This window comes from Streptomyces sp. 2131.1, assembly GCF_900105515.1.
In the GTDB taxonomy this organism is placed as follows: Bacteria; Actinomycetota; Actinomycetes; order Streptomycetales; family Streptomycetaceae; genus Streptomyces; species Streptomyces drozdowiczii.
This window is the reverse complement of sequence record NZ_FNSY01000001.1, coordinates 694,753-709,628: the sequence shown is the minus strand read 5'-3', so window position 1 is coordinate 709,628 and position 14,876 is coordinate 694,753. Positions and strand designations below refer to the sequence as shown.

At 71.3% G+C, this 14,876-nt stretch carries 12 protein-coding genes; all 12 read left to right on the top strand.

Going from position 1 to position 14,876, the window contains the following annotated elements; genetic code table 11:
• Positions 1 to 5: 5 nt before the first annotated feature.
• Entirely contained in the window at positions 6 to 878 is an 873-nt protein-coding gene (locus BLW14_RS03390) for a glycosyltransferase family 2 protein (RefSeq protein WP_177154198.1), read from the top strand.
• A 107-nt stretch (positions 879 to 985) separates the two neighbouring features.
• The gene (locus BLW14_RS03385; RefSeq protein WP_093704151.1) at positions 986 to 1,915 is read left to right on the top strand and encodes an ABC transporter permease; all 930 of its coding nucleotides are present in this window, start codon (positions 986 to 988) and stop codon (positions 1,913 to 1,915) included.
• Positions 1,908 to 2,693, top strand: a complete 786-nt coding sequence (locus BLW14_RS03380; protein ID WP_093704149.1) for an ABC transporter ATP-binding protein — start codon at positions 1,908 to 1,910, stop codon at positions 2,691 to 2,693. The genes BLW14_RS03385 and BLW14_RS03380 overlap by 8 nt, the downstream gene beginning before the upstream one ends.
• A gap of 442 nt (positions 2,694 to 3,135) precedes the next feature.
• Positions 3,136 to 4,056: a squalene synthase HpnC gene (hpnC, locus tag BLW14_RS03375; protein ID WP_093704147.1), complete on the top strand. Its 921-nt coding sequence runs from the start codon at positions 3,136 to 3,138 to the stop codon at positions 4,054 to 4,056.
• Positions 4,053 to 5,006, top strand: coding sequence for a presqualene diphosphate synthase HpnD (gene hpnD / locus BLW14_RS03370; protein ID WP_093704145.1), 954 nt, complete (start codon positions 4,053 to 4,055; stop codon positions 5,004 to 5,006). The genes hpnC and hpnD overlap by 4 nt, the downstream gene beginning before the upstream one ends.
• A gap of 133 nt (positions 5,007 to 5,139) precedes the next feature.
• Positions 5,140 to 6,528, top strand: coding sequence for a hydroxysqualene dehydroxylase HpnE (gene hpnE, locus BLW14_RS03365; protein ID WP_093704143.1), 1,389 nt, complete (start codon positions 5,140 to 5,142; stop codon positions 6,526 to 6,528).
• Positions 6,525 to 7,628 (top strand): polyprenyl synthetase family protein, encoded by a 1,104-nt coding sequence (locus BLW14_RS03360; protein ID WP_177153888.1) that lies wholly within the window; start codon positions 6,525 to 6,527, stop codon positions 7,626 to 7,628. The genes hpnE and BLW14_RS03360 overlap by 4 nt, the downstream gene beginning before the upstream one ends.
• 106 nt (positions 7,629 to 7,734) lie before the next feature.
• Positions 7,735 to 9,738: a squalene--hopene cyclase gene (gene shc, locus BLW14_RS03355; protein WP_093704139.1), complete on the top strand. Its 2,004-nt coding sequence runs from the start codon at positions 7,735 to 7,737 to the stop codon at positions 9,736 to 9,738.
• The gene (locus tag BLW14_RS03350; protein WP_093704137.1) at positions 9,738 to 10,385 is read left to right on the top strand and encodes a phosphorylase family protein; all 648 of its coding nucleotides are present in this window, start codon (positions 9,738 to 9,740) and stop codon (positions 10,383 to 10,385) included. The genes shc and BLW14_RS03350 overlap by 1 nt, the downstream gene beginning before the upstream one ends.
• A gap of 5 nt (positions 10,386 to 10,390) precedes the next feature.
• The gene (gene hpnH, locus BLW14_RS03345; protein WP_093704135.1) at positions 10,391 to 11,410 is read left to right on the top strand and encodes an adenosyl-hopene transferase HpnH; all 1,020 of its coding nucleotides are present in this window, start codon (positions 10,391 to 10,393) and stop codon (positions 11,408 to 11,410) included.
• Between the two features lie 82 nt (positions 11,411 to 11,492).
• Positions 11,493 to 13,421 (top strand): 1-deoxy-D-xylulose-5-phosphate synthase, encoded by a 1,929-nt coding sequence (gene dxs, locus BLW14_RS03340; protein WP_093704133.1) that lies wholly within the window; start codon positions 11,493 to 11,495, stop codon positions 13,419 to 13,421.
• The gene (locus BLW14_RS03335) at positions 13,418 to 14,815 is read left to right on the top strand and encodes an aspartate aminotransferase family protein (RefSeq protein WP_093704131.1); all 1,398 of its coding nucleotides are present in this window, start codon (positions 13,418 to 13,420) and stop codon (positions 14,813 to 14,815) included. Before dxs ends, BLW14_RS03335 begins: the two co-directional genes overlap by 4 nt.
• Positions 14,816 to 14,876: the final 61 nt, after the last annotated feature.

The following is a 14,876-nucleotide window of genomic DNA, read 5'->3' as shown; positions in this document are numbered from 1 at the left end:
CACCCATGAAACTCGGCGCGGTCATCATCACCATGGGCAACCGCCCGGCCGAGCTGCGCGCCCTGCTCGACTCGGTCGCCGCCCAGGAGGGCGACCGGATCGAGGTGGTCGTCGTCGGCAACGGCTCGCCGGTTCCCGACGTCCCCCCGGGCGTGCGGACCGTCGAGCTGCCCGAGAACCTCGGCATCCCCGGCGGCCGGAACGTCGGCATCGAGGCCTTCGGGCCCTCCGGCGCCGATGTGGACGCTCTGCTCTTCCTCGACGACGACGGGCTGCTGCCCCTCACCGACACCGCGGAGCTGTGCCGGCAGGCGTTCGCCGAGGACGCCCGGCTCGGCATCATCAGCTTCCGCATCGCGGACCCCGAGACCGGGGTCACCCAGCGCCGGCACGTGCCGCGGCTGCGGGCCGCCGACCCGATGCGCTCCTCGCGGGTGACCACGTTCCTGGGCGGGGCCAACGCGGTGCGCACCCGGGTGCTGGCCGAGGTCGGCCCGTTGCCGGGCGACTTCTTCTACGCGCACGAGGAGACGGACCTCGCCTGGCGGGCGCTGGACGCCGGCTGGCTGATCGACTACCGCGCGGACATGGTGCTGCACCACCCCACCACGGCCCCGTCCCGCCATGCCGTCTACCACCGCATGGTGGCCCGGAACCGGGTCTGGCTGGCCCGGCGGAACCTTCCCGCGCCCCTCGTCCCGGTGTACCTCGGGGTGTGGATGCTGCTGACCCTGCTGCGCAGGCCGTCCGGCGAGGCGCTGAAGGCCTGGTTCGGCGGCTTCCGGGAGGGCTGGCGGACCCCGTGCGGACCGCGCCGCCCGATGAAGTGGCGTACGGTGTGGCGCCTGACCAGGCTGGGCCGCCCCCCGGTGATCTGAGGGGCTCGCCTCTGGGAACATGAGGCGTATTTTTTTCTTGTCGGGACCTGTCCGCCTGAGCCGCGCCCGCGACTGGCTGCGCATTTTGAATACGAGAGTTTCTTCTGGTGAGTGACACAACCCATGGTGGTGCGGTTGCCGTGAGCAGCCCGCCATCAGCCGACGACGCCCTGAGCGCGGCGGAGCTGGCTGCGAAGTACGGCCTCGCCGTCAGCGGTGCCCGGCCCGGACTCCGCGAGTACGTGAGCCAACTCAAGGGGCGGCGCCACTTCATCCTGGCGTTCTCCCGGGCCAAGCTGACCGCCCAGTACAGCCAGGCGAAGCTGGGCCAGCTGTGGCAGGTGGCGACCCCGCTCCTGAACGCCGCGGTCTACTTCGTCATCTTCGGCCTGATCCTCGGCACCAAGAAGGGCATCCCGCAGGAGGTGTTCATCCCGTTCCTGGTGACCGGGGTGTTCGTCTTCACCTTCACCCAGAGCTCGGTGATGGCCGGCGTACGGGCCATCTCCGGGAACCTCGGCCTGGTCAGGGCGCTGCACTTCCCTCGCGCCTCGCTGCCCATCTCCTTCTCGCTCCAGCAGCTCCAGCAGCTGCTGTACTCGATGATCGTGCTGGTCGCGGTCACCGTCGGGTGGGGCAGTTACCCGCGGCTCTCGTGGCTGCTGGTGATCCCCGCGCTGGCGCTGCAGTTCCTCTTCAACACCGGACTGGCGCTCGCCATGGCGAGGATGGGGGCGAAGACCCCCGACCTGGCTCAGCTGATGCCGTTCGTGATGCGTACCTGGATGTACGCGTCCGGGGTGATGTTCTCCATCCCGGTGATGCTGGAGGACAAGCCGGCCTGGATCACCGACGTGCTCCAGTACAACCCGGCGGCCATCTACATGGACCTGGTCAGGTTCGCCCTGATCGACGGGTACGGCTCGGAGAACCTGCCCGCGCACGTCTGGCTGGTCGCCCTCGCCTGGGCGGTCGTCGTGGGCCTCGTGGGCTTCGTGTACTTCTGGAAGGCAGAGGAACGGTACGGCCGTGGCTGACGACAACACCGCGGGGCGCGTCCCCACCGTGATCGCCGACGACGTGCACATCGTGTACCGCGTCAACGGCGGTGGCGGCGGCAAGGGCAGCGCCACCGCGGCACTGAGCCGGATACTCCGCCGCGGCAAGGGCGAGGAGCGCGGCGTCCGCAAGGTCCACGCCGTGCGCGGCGTCACCTTCACCGCCTACCGGGGTGAGGCGATCGGTCTCATCGGCACGAACGGCTCCGGCAAGTCGACGCTGCTCCGCGCCATCGCCGGCCTCCTGCCGACCGAGAGCGGCAGCGTCTACACGGACGGCCAGCCCTCGCTGCTCGGTGTCAACGCCGCGCTGATGAGCGACCTGACCGGCGAGCGCAACGTCGTGCTCGGCGGCCTCGCGATGGGCATGAGCCGCGAGGAGATCCGCGAGCGCTACGACGAGATCGTCGAGTTCTCCGGGATCAACGAGAAGGGCGACTTCATCACGCTGCCCATGCGGACGTACTCCTCCGGCATGGCGGCCCGCCTCCGCTTCTCCATCGCCGCCGCCAAGAGCCACGACGTCCTCATGATCGACGAGGCGCTGGCGACCGGTGACCGCAAGTTCCAGATCCGCTCCGAGGCGCGCATCCGGGAGCTGCGCAAGGAGGCCGGCACGGTCTTCCTGGTGAGCCACAGCAACAAGTCGATCAGGGACACCTGCAACCGGGTGCTGTGGCTGGAGAAGGGCGAGCTCCTCATGGACGGCCCGACCGATGAGGTCCTGAAGGCCTACGAGCGCGAGACGGGCAAGTAGGACGCACCCCGCGTCCCGCACCGGGCGGCCTCCGCCGGACCCTTCCGGCGGAGGCCGAGCCATGTCCGGCCCGCGGACCGGAGTCCGGGCGTCCACGCCTCGTCGTACGGCGTCCGTCGCGATCTCCTACCGCCGGATGACGTGAACGCGGTCCGGCGGGTGGAAAGTTGACGCGGGCCACGGGACCGGTCGCGTACCGCCCGTACCCCCGCGTTTGGATGAGCGTTGTACAACGTAAGCTGTACCGGTGCTGATTCGCCGCAAGTGGGGCGATACCGCCTGGGTGGACGGCCCGGAGTCGTCCTCGGCACTCGGGAGGGTGGGCGGCGTGTCCGGAATGGGATGTTTTGGGTCAGCAGTGTAGAACGGGAGATGTGACGGCTATGACGGAAGATCTCCAGCTCCGAGGTGCTCACGCCGTCCCCGCGCAGGGCGGTCCGCAGTGACCCGTACCCGGCAGGCGCGGCTCGATACCGCCGCATCCGGAACCCTCGACAAGGCAGCGCACGAGAACTTCCCGGTCGCCCCCTTCTTCCTGCCGCGCGCCTGGCGCGACGACCTGATGGCCGTCTACGGTTTCGCCCGGCTCGTCGACGACATCGGCGACGGAGATCTCGCCCCCGGCGGCGCCGACGCCGTGCACCTCGGGCTCGACGCCGCGCAGGCGGACGACCGGCTCGCGATGCTCGACGCGCTGGAGAGCGACCTGCGCCGCGTCTTCGCCACCACCGGCGAGACCCCGCACCACCCGCTGCTGCGGGCGCTGCGCCCCACCGCCCGCGACCGCGCGCTCACCCCCGAACCCTTCCTCCGCCTCATCGAGGCCAACCGGCAGGACCAGAAGGTCCGCCGCTACGGCACGTACGAGGAGCTCCTCGCCTACTGCGAGCTCTCCGCCAACCCCGTCGGCCGCCTGGTCCTCCAGCTCACCGGCACCGCGAGCCCCGAACGGCTGCGCCGCTCCGACGCCGTGTGCACCGCGCTGCAGATCGTCGAGCACCTCCAGGACGTCGCCGAGGACCTCGCCCGCGACCGCGTCTACCTGCCGGCCGAGGACATGGCCCGGTTCCACGTCACCGAGTCCGGCCTCGCGGCACCCACCGCCGACGCCTCGGTCCGCTCCCTGATCGCGTACGAAGCAGAACGCGCCCGGGATCTGCTGAATGAAGGCACCCCCCTCGTGGGTAGCGTCCACGGCAGACTCAGGCTGCTTCTCGCCGGATTCGTGGGAGGAGGACGCGCCGCCCTCACCGCGATCGCGGCCGCCGGATTCGACGTACTGCCCGGACCGCCCGGACCCACCAAGCCCAGCCTGCTGCGCGAAGTGGGAGTTGTCTTGCGAGAAGCGCGTAGAGAGGGATGAGCCGGACCGTGGAGGGACAGACGACGTACATGTCGGCACCGGTACAGGCCGCATACAGTTACTGCGAGGCCGTCACCGGACAGCAGGCACGTAACTTCGCGTACGGCATCAGGCTGCTGCCGGCCGAGAAGCGGCAGGCCATGTCGGCCCTGTACGCCTTCTCCCGTCGCGTCGACGACATCGGTGACGGCGAGCTGGAGCCGGAGACCAAGCGCGTCCGCCTGGAGAACACCCGCACCCTGCTCGACCGCGTCCGGTCCGGAGCGGTCGACGAGGACGACACCGACCCGGTGGCCGTCGCGCTCGCCGACGCCGCCCGCAGGTTTCCCCTGCCGCTCGAAGGACTCGACGAGCTGATCGACGGCGTCCTCATGGACGTGCGCGGCGCGACCTACGAGACCTGGGACGACCTCAAGGTCTACTGCCGCTGCGTCGCCGGCGCCATCGGCCGCCTGAGCCTCGGCATCTTCGGTACGGAACGGGGCGCACCCGGCGCCGAGCGCGCCCCGGAGTACGCCGACACGCTCGGCCTCGCCCTCCAGCTGACCAACATCCTGCGCGATGTACGCGAGGACGCGGGCAACGGCCGCACCTACCTGCCCGCCGACGACCTCGCCAAGTTCGGCTGCTCCGCGGGTTTCCAGCGGGCCACCCCGCCGCCCGGCTCCGACTTCGCCGGCCTCGTCCACTTCGAGGTGCGGCGCGCCCGCGCCCTGTTCGCCGAGGGCTACCGCCTCCTCCCGATGCTCGACCGCCGCAGCGGCGCCTGCGTCGCGGCGATGGCCGGCATCTACCGCAGGCTCCTCGACCGCATCGAGCGCGACCCCGAGGCGGTGCTGCGCGGCCGCGTCTCGCTGCCCGGCCACGAGAAGGCGTACGTCGCGGTGCGCGGCCTGTCCGGTCTCGACGCCCGGCACATCTCAAGGCGCACGGCCCGAGGGCGTGTCTGAATGCGCCTCAGCCACATCTCGCGCACCATGTGCATCAAGGATGAACGGTACGGACCGCGGGCAACCCCCGGCCCGGCCACCGCGTCCCTGACTGAGCAGGCCCGACGGGAGACAGCCGGTGAGAGGGGGACGCATGAGTGACGACGCCCTGCGTTCGTCCCGCGCGGTCGTGATCGGCGGCGGGCTCGCCGGTGTCACGGCGGCCCTGCGCCTGGCCGACGCCGGGCTTGACGTGACCCTGCTGGAAGGCCGCCCCCGGCTCGGCGGGCTCGCCTTCTCCTTCCGCCGCGGCGGGCTGACCGTCGACAACGGCCAGCACGTCTACCTGCGCTGCTGCACCGCGTACCGCTGGTTCCTGGACCGGGTCGACGGCGCCCGCATGGCACCCCTGCAAAACCGTTTGGACGTGCCCGTTCTCGATGTGGGCCGTCCCTCGGGGCCCCGGCTGGGACGGCTGCGCCGCAACGCGCTCCCGGTCCCGCTGCACCTCGCCGCCGGCCTCGCCGGATACCCGCACCTGTCGCTCGCCGAACGCGCCGGCGTCGCACGGGCCGCGCTGGCCCTCGGCCGCCTCGACCCGGACGACCCCGCGCTCGACGCCGAGGACTTCGGCAGCTGGCTCGCCCGCCACGGCCAGTCGCCCCGCACCATCGAGGCGCTCTGGGACCTGGTCGGCGTCGCCACGCTCAACGCCACCGCGCCGAACTCCTCGCTCGCGCTCGCCGCGAAGGTATTCAAGACCGGGCTGCTCTCCGAACCGGGCGCCGCCGACATCGGCTGGGCCTCCGTACCGCTCGGAGACATCCACGACACCATGAGCCGCAAGGCGCTCGGCTCCGCCGGCGTGCGCACCGAACTGCGCACCAAGGCCCACGGGCTCACCCGCACCGACGAGGGCCGCTGGCTGGTCGACACCGGCGCCGAACAGATCGAGGCGGAGACCGTCGTGCTGGCCGTGCCGCAGCGCGAGACCCACGCCCTGCTGCCCGAGGGCGCGCTCGACGAACCGGACCGGCTCCTGGAGATCGGCACCTCGCCGATCCTCAACGTCCACGTCGTCTACGACCGCAAGGTCCTCAAGCGGCCGTTCTTCGCCGCGCTGGGCTCGCCGGTCCAGTGGGTCTTCGACCGCACCGACGCATCCGGCCTCACCGGCCCCGGCCAGTACCTCGCGGTCTCCCAGTCCGCAGCCGATGACGAGATCGAACTGCCCGTCGCCGAACTGCGGGCCCGCTACCTGCCGGAGCTGGAGCGGCTGCTGCCGGCCGCCCGCGGCGCGGGCATCCGCGACTTCTTCGTCACCCGCGAGCGCACCGCGACCTTCGCGCCCGCCCCCGGCGTCGGCCGACTGCGCCCCGGGACGCTCACCCGCACCCCCGGACTCTTCCTGGCAGGCGCCTGGACCGCCACCGGCTGGCCCGCCACGATGGAGGGTGCGGTCCGCAGCGGTGCGGGCGCCGCGGACGCCGCGCTCCTGGCGCTCGGCCGCCCCCACGAACATCCGCTGCAGGAGGCGGCATGAGCAGTACCACCGGAACAAGAGGAGAGTCAGTGACCCCGGCGAATCCGGCTTCCGACACCGTGGCGGACACCACGGACGTCACCGCGCTTCTGGAGCGCGGACGGGCCCTTTCCACGCCGGTGCTCCGGGCCGCCGTCGACAGGCTCGCACCGCCCATGGACACCGTGGCCGCCTATCACTTCGGCTGGATCGATGCCCAGGGCAGGCCCGCCGACGGCGACGGCGGCAAGGCCGTCCGCCCGGCGCTGGCCCTGCTGTCCGCCGAGGCGGCCGGCGCTGCCGCCGAGGCAGGCGTCCCCGGCGCCGTCGCCGTCGAACTCGTGCACAACTTCTCGCTGCTGCACGACGACCTGATGGACGGCGACGAGCAGCGGCGCCACCGCGACACCGTGTGGAAGGTGCACGGCCCCGCCCAGGCCATCCTGGTCGGCGACGCCCTGTTCGCCCTCGCCAACGAGGTGCTGCTGGAGCTCGGCAGCCCCGAGGCGGGGCGCGCGGCCCGGAGGCTGACGTCGGCGACCCGCAAACTCATCGACGGGCAGGCCCAGGACATCTCCTTCGAGCACCGCGAGCGCGTCACGGTCGAGGAGTGCCTGGAGATGGAGGGCAACAAGACCGGCGCCCTCCTCGCCTGCGCCTGCTCCATCGGCGCGGTGCTCGGCGGCGCCGACGACCGCACCGCCGACGCCCTGGAGGCGTACGGCCACCACCTCGGGCTCGCCTTCCAGGCCGTCGACGACCTGCTCGGCATCTGGGGCGACCCCGAGTCCACCGGCAAGCAGACGTGGAGCGATCTGCGCCAGCGCAAGAAGTCCCTGCCGGTCGTCGCCGCGCTGGCCGCGGGCGGACCGGCCTCCGAGCGCCTCGGCGAACTGCTCGCCGCCGACGCCAAGAGCAGCGACTTCGACAGCTTCTCCGAGGAGGAGTTCGCCGCCCGTGCGGCGCTCATCGAGGAGGCGGGCGGCCGCGAGTGGACCGCCCAGGAGGCCCGTCGTCAGCATGCGGTCGCCATAGAGGTGCTGCACGGTGTCGACATGCCGCAAACCGTGCGGGCGCAGCTCACTGCGCTCGCGGACTTCGTCGTCGTACGAAAGAGATGATCACCATCTGGTCCATATGACTCGCAGTCGCCGGCCGGCGTCCTTACGGGCGCCGGCCGACGGAGACCCCAGCACAGCAGAGGACCACCTGCACGAAGGGGAAGCCATGACAGCGACGACCGACGGAAGCACCGGGGCCGTTGATCCCCGCGCAGCCTCGGCCAGTAGACCGACTATCGAATCAACCATCGCCGCGGACGGTGTACAGGCCGCCGCGCGGCGGGCCGCGGAACGCTCGGTGGAGCACCTCCTCGGCAGGCAGGACGAGCAGGGCTGGTGGAAGGGCGACCTCGCCACCAACGTCACCATGGACGCAGAGGACCTGCTGCTCCGCCAGTTCCTGGGCATCCAGGACCCCGCCACCCTCCGGGCGGCCGCCGGTTTCATCCGCGGCGAGCAGCTCGGCGACGGAACCTGGGCGACCTTCCACGGCGGGCCTGCGGATCTCTCCACCACGATCGAGGCGTACGTGGCGCTGCGGCTGGCGGGCGACCGGCCGGAGGACCCGCACATGGCCCGCGCCGCGGGCTGGGTCCGGGAGCAGGGCGGGATCGCCGCGAGCCGGGTCTTCACACGGATCTGGCTGGCCCTCTTCGGCTGGTGGAAGTGGGACGACCTGCCGGAGCTGCCGCCCGAGCTGATGTTCTTTCCCAAATGGGTTCCGCTCAACATCTACGACTTCGGCTGCTGGGCCCGGCAGACCATCGTGCCGCTCACCATCGTCTCGGCGAAGCGGCCCGTGCGGCCCGCCCCCTTCGCCCTGGACGAGCTGCACACCGACCCGGACCGGCCCAACCCACCCAAGCGCCCCGCACCGGCGGCCAGTTGGGACGGTCTCTTCCAGCGGCTCGACAAGGCGCTGCACGTCTACCACCGGTTCGCGCCGCGCGGACTGCGCCGGGTCGCGATGAACGCAGCCGCCCGCTGGATCATCGAACGCCAGGAGAACGACGGCTGCTGGGGCGGCATCCAGCCCCCCGCCGTCTACTCGGTCATCGCCCTGCACCTGCTCGGCTACGACCTCGAGCACCCGGTGATGCGGGCGGGGATCGAATCGCTCGACCGCTTCGCCGTGTGGCGCGAGGACGGCACCCGCATGATCGAGGCCTGCCAGTCCCCGGTCTGGGACACCTGCCTGGCCACCATCGCCCTCGCCGACGCCGGGCTCGCCCCGGACCACCCGGCGCTCGTGAAGGCGGCGGACTGGATGCTCGCCGAGGAGATCGTCCGCCCCGGCGACTGGGCGGTGCGCCGGCCCCGACTGGAGCCCGGCGGCTGGGCGTTCGAGTTCCACAACGACAACTACCCCGACATCGACGACACCGCGGAGGTGGTCCTCGCCCTGCGCCGGGTCCGCCACCCCGACCAGGCCCGGGTGGACGCCGCCATCGAGCGCGGTGTGCGCTGGAACGTCGGCATGCAGTCCCGCAACGGGGCCTGGGGCGCGTTCGACGCCGACAACACCAGCCCGTTCCCCAACCGGCTGCCGTTCTGCGACTTCGGTGAGGTCATCGACCCGCCGTCCGCCGACGTAACCGGGCACGTGGTGGAGATGCTCGCCATCGAGGGGCGCGCCGCGGACCCCGTCACCCGGCGCGGCATCGAGTGGCTGCTGTCCGAACAGGACGCGGGCGGAGGCTGGTTCGGCCGCTGGGGCGTCAACTACGTCTACGGAACGGGGTCGGTGGTCCCCGCGCTCGTCGCCGCGGGACTGCCCCCGGCGCACCCGTCGATCCGGCGGGCGGTCGAGTGGCTGGAGTCCGTCCAGAACGACGACGGCGGCTGGGGCGAGGACCTGCGCTCGTACGCCGAGGAGAAGTGGATCGGCCAGGGCGCGTCCACCGCGTCCCAGACCGCGTGGGCCCTGCTCGCGCTGCTGGCCGCGGGGCGCCGCGACACCGTCGCCGTGACCCGCGGCATCGCCTGGCTGACCGAGACCCAGCAGGCCGACGGCTCCTGGGACGAGCCCTACTTCACCGGGACCGGGTTCCCCTGGGACTTCTCCATCAACTACCACCTCTACCGGCAGGTGTTCCCGCTCACCGCACTCGGGCGGTACGTGCACGGCGACCCGTTCGCGGGCCGCGCGCCGATGCGCGAGGAGGCCTGATGGGAGAGGCCGGCCCCGCCGCCCCGCTGCTGATCGCCTGCGCGCTCGGCATCGAACAGTTCGCCCTGCGCACCGGCAGGGGGAGGGCGGCGGGCGCCCCGGAGCGGGTGACCGTGCTGCGTACCGGCATGGGCCCCAGGGCGGCCGAGACCGCCGTCGCACGGGCGCTCGGGCAGGACGGGGCGGCGGACACCGCTGTCATCGCCTCGGGGTTCTGCGCCGGCCTCGCGCCCGGGATGCACCCGGGCGACCTGGTGGTGGCGCGGGAGACCCGGGCCGCCGGGGACCCCGTCCCGTGCACCGGTGCGGAGCTGCTGGCCGAGGCGCTGGCCAGGGCCGTACCGGGGCGCACCGTACACACCGGTCCGCTGACCGGCTCCGACCATGTCGTCCGGGGGCATGAGCGGGGCGAACTGCGGGCCACCGGGGCGATCGCGGTGGACATGGAGTCCGCCGCGACCCTGCGCACCGCCCTGCGGTCCGGGCCACGCCCGGTTGCCGCCGTACGGGTGGTCGTGGACGCTCCGGAGCATGAGCTCGTCCGCATCGGCACGTTCCGCGGTGGAATATCGGCTTTCCGCGTTCTTCGTGCCGTACTGCCGGCTTTCTATGAATGGCACCGATCTTTGCTGCTCCCCAGGAGGTGAGCCAGATGGCCATGCCGCTTCGTCAGTCCATCAAGGTTGCGACGTATCTCATTGAACAGAAGCTCCGCAAGCGGGACAAATTCCCCCTGATCGTCGAGCTGGAGCCGTTGTACGCGTGCAATCTCGCCTGCGAGGGCTGCGGGAAGATCCAGCACCCGGCCGGCGTTCTCAAGCAGCGCATGCCCGTGGCCCAGGCCGTCGGCGCGGTGCTCGAATCGGGTGCCCCGATGGTCTCCATCGCCGGCGGCGAACCGCTGATGCACCCTCAGATCGACGAGATCGTGCGCCAGCTCGTGGCGAAGAAGAAGTACGTCTTCCTCTGCACCAACGCCATGCTGCTGCGCAAGAAGATCGAGAAGTTCACGCCGTCGCCCTACTTCGCGTTCGCCGTGCACATCGACGGACTGCGCGAGCGGCACGACGAATCGGTCGCCAAGGAAGGGGTGTTCGACGAGGCGGTGGCGGCGATCAAGGAGGCCAAGCGCCGCGGCTTCCGGGTCACCACCAACTCCACCTTCTTCAACACCGACACCCCGCAGACCATCATTGAGGTCCTCAACTACCTCAACGACGACCTGAAGGTCGACGAGATGATGATCTCGCCCGCCTACGCGTACGAGAAGGCGCCCGACCAGGAGCACTTCCTGGGCGTCGAGCAGACCCGCGAGCTGTTCAAGAAGTCCTTCGCCGGCGGCAACCGGAGCCGGTGGCGGCTGAACCACTCGCCGCTCTTCCTGGACTTCCTCGAGGGCAAGGCCGACTTCCCGTGCACGGCGTGGGCCATCCCGAACTACTCGCTGTTCGGCTGGCAGCGGCCCTGCTACCTGATGAGCGACGGCTACGTGCCGACGTACCGGCAGCTCATCGAGGAGACCGACTGGGACAAGTACGGCCGGGGCAAGGACCCGCGCTGCGCCAACTGCATGGCGCACTGCGGCTACGAGCCCACCGCCGTCCTCGCCACCATGGGCTCCCTGAAGGAGTCGCTGCGCGCCATGCGCGAGACCGTCAGCGGCAACGGCTGAGCCGCGACACCCGGCCGGGCTCCCGCACGGAGCCCGGCCATCACCTTGAGCAGGAACAGGACCACAGAGAGGGGGCCCGGGCATGACGCTGCTGCAGAGCATCCGGGGGCCGCGCGATCTGAAGGCACTGAACGCGTCACAACTCGGCGAACTCGCCGACGACATCCGCACGTTCCTGGTGGAGGCCGTGGCCAGGACCGGGGGCCATCTGGGCCCCAACCTCGGGGTGGTGGAGCTGACCATCGCCCTGCACCGGGTCTTCGACTCACCCGTGGACCGCATCCTGTGGGACACCGGGCACCAGACCTACGTCCACAAACTCCTCACCGGGCGGCAGGACTTCTCCAAGCTGCGCGGCAAGGGCGGGCTCTCCGGCTACCCGTCCCGCGAGGAGTCCGAGCACGACGTCATCGAGAACTCGCACGCCTCCACCGTCCTGGGCTGGGCCGACGGCCTCGCCAAGGCCAACGAGGTACGGGGCAGGGACGACCACGTCGTCGCGGTCATCGGCGACGGCGCGCTGACCGGCGGAATGGCCTGGGAGGCGCTCAACAACATCGCCGCCGCCAAGGACCGCCCGCTGATCGTCGTCGTCAACGACAACGAGCGCTCCTACGCACCGACGATCGGCGGCCTCGCCCGCCACCTCGCCACCCTGCGCACCACCGACGGCTACGAACGCTTCCTGGCCTGGGGCAAGGGCCTGCTGGAACGCACCCCCGTCATCGGACAGCCGCTGCACGGGGCGCTGCACGGCGCGAAGAAGGGGTTCAAGGACTTCGTCGCACCGCAGGGCATGTTCGAGGACCTCGGCCTGAAGTACATCGGCCCGGTCGACGGGCACGACACGGCCGCCGTCGAGGCCGCGCTGCACCGGGCCAAGCAGTTCCGCGGCCCGGTCCTCGTGCACTGCATCACCGAGAAGGGCCGGGGTTACGCCCCCGCCCTGCTCGACGAGGCCGACCGCTTCCACACCGTCGGCGCGATGGACCCGCTGACCTGCGCCCCGCTCGTCCCCGCCGCCGGCCCGTCCTGGACCTCGGTGTTCGCGGACGAGATCACGGCCATCGGGGCGGAACGGCCGGACGTCGTCGCGCTCACCGCGGCGATGCTGGACCCCGTCGGGCTGACGAAGTTCGCCGAGGCGTTCCCCGACCGCGTCTGGGACGTCGGCATCGCCGAGCAGCACGCGGCGGTGAGTGCGGCGGGGCTCGCCACGGGCGGCCTCCACCCGGTCGTCGCCGTCTACGCCGCGTTCCTCAACCGGGCGTTCGACCAGTTCCTGATGGATGTCGCCCTGCACAGGTGCGGGGTCACCTTCGTCCTGGACCGGGCAGGCGTCACCGGGTCCGACGGTGCCTCGCACAACGGCATGTGGGACATGTCCGTGCTCCAGGTCGTACCCGGGCTGCGGATCGCCGCACCGCGCGACGCGGACCGGCTGCGGGAGGAGCTGCGCGAGGCCGTCGCCGTGGACGACGCGCCGACCCTGGTGCGCTTCCCGAAGGAGTCGGTGGGCGAGGCGGTCCCCGCCGTCGGCAGGATCGGCTCCATGGACGTGCTGCTGCGCGACGAGGACGCCGAGGTGCTGCTCGTCGCCGTCGGTGTGATGGCGCCGGTCTGCCTGCGGACCGCCGAACTGCTCACGGGCGCCGGTATCCGATGCACCGTGGTGGACCCGCGCTGGGTCAAACCTGTCGACGCGGAGCTGGCACCCCTCGCGGCGGAGCACCGGCTCGTCGCGGTCGTCGAGGACAACAGCCGCGCCGGAGGCGTCGGTTCGGCGGTCGGGCAGGCGCTGCGGGACGCCGGTGTCGATGTACCGCTGCGCACCTTCGGCATCCCCGAGCAGTTCCTCGCGCACGGCAAGCGGTCCGAGGTGCTGGCGGACATCGGACTCACACCGGTCGAGATCGCGGGCCGGATCAGCGCCGTCACGGCCGCCCGGAAGGCGGCCGGCGGCACGGGGCAGGACGCCCCGGGCAACGGGCACAAGGAGAGCGGGGCATGAAGGACGACGAGCGCAAGGGCTTCGATCTGGCGCGGCTGCTCGCCGAACGCGGCGCCGAGCGCTACGAGCTGCACGCCAAGCACCTCAACCATCAGCTCCCGCGCATGCTGCACACCATCGGCTTCGACAAGGTCTACGAACGGGCCGAGGGCGCCCACTTCTGGGACGCGGACGGCAACGACTACCTGGACATGCTCGCCGGCTTCGGCGTGATGGGGCTCGGCCGCCACCACCCCGTCGTACGCAAGGCGCTGCACGACGTCCTCGACGCCTCGCTCGCCGACCTCACCCGCTTCGACTGCCAGCCGCTGCCCGGGCTGCTCGCGGAGAAGCTGCTGAGCCACAGCCCGCACCTGGACCGGGTGTTCTTCGGCAACAGCGGTACCGAGGCCGTCGAGACGGCACTCAAGTTCGCCCGGTACGCGACCGGCAGGCCGCGGGTCCTGTACTGCGACCACGCCTTCCACGGGCTCACCACCGGCTCCCTCTCGGTCAACGGCGAGGGCGGGTTCCGTGACGGCTTCGCCCCACTGCTGCCCGACACCGCCGTCCCGCTCGGCGACCTCGCCGCGCTGAGCAGGGAGCTGAAGCGGGGCGACGTGGCCGCCCTGGTGGTCGAGCCGATCCAGGGCAAGGGCGTGCTCGCGGCTCCGCCCGGATACCTGCGCGAGGCCCAGGAGCTGCTGCGCAAGCACAAGGCCCTCCTCATCGCCGACGAGGTGCAGACAGGGCTCGGCAGGACCGGCGACTTCTACGCGTACCAGCACGAGGAAGGCGTCGAACCGGACCTCGTCTGTGTGGCCAAGGCGCTGTCCGGCGGCTATGTGCCGGTCGGGGCGACGCTGGGCAAGGACTGGATCTTCAAGCGCGTCTACTCCTCGATGGACCGGGTCCTCGTCCACTCCGCGAGCTTCGGCTCCAACGCCCAGGCGATGGCGGCCGGGCTCGCGGTGCTCTCGGTGATGGAGGACGAGGAGACCGTGGCGCACGCGCGCCGCACCGGCGACCTGCTCCGCGAGCGGCTCTCCGCGCTCGTCGGGCGCTATGAGCTGCTGCACGAGGTGCGGGGGCGCGGGCTGATGATCGGCATCGAGTTCGGCCGCCCCACCTCGCTCAAGCTGCGCAGCCGCTGGACCATGCTGCAGGCGGCCCGCAAGGGTCTCTTCGCGCAGATGGTGGTCGTGCCGCTGCTCCAGAAACACCGCATCCTCACGCAGGTCTCCGGCGACCACCTCGAAGTGATCAAGCTGATCCCGCCGCTCGTCATCGACGACGCGGACGTGGACCGCTTCGTCGAGGCGTTCACCGCCGTCATGGACGACGCGCACAGCGGCGGGGGACTGATGTGGGACTTCGGACGGACCCTGGTGAAGCAGGCCGTCGCCAACCGCTGAGGGTTTTTTGCCCCTGAGGCAATAAATTTGCCCCAGGGGAAAGAATTTGGCCCAATGGAGG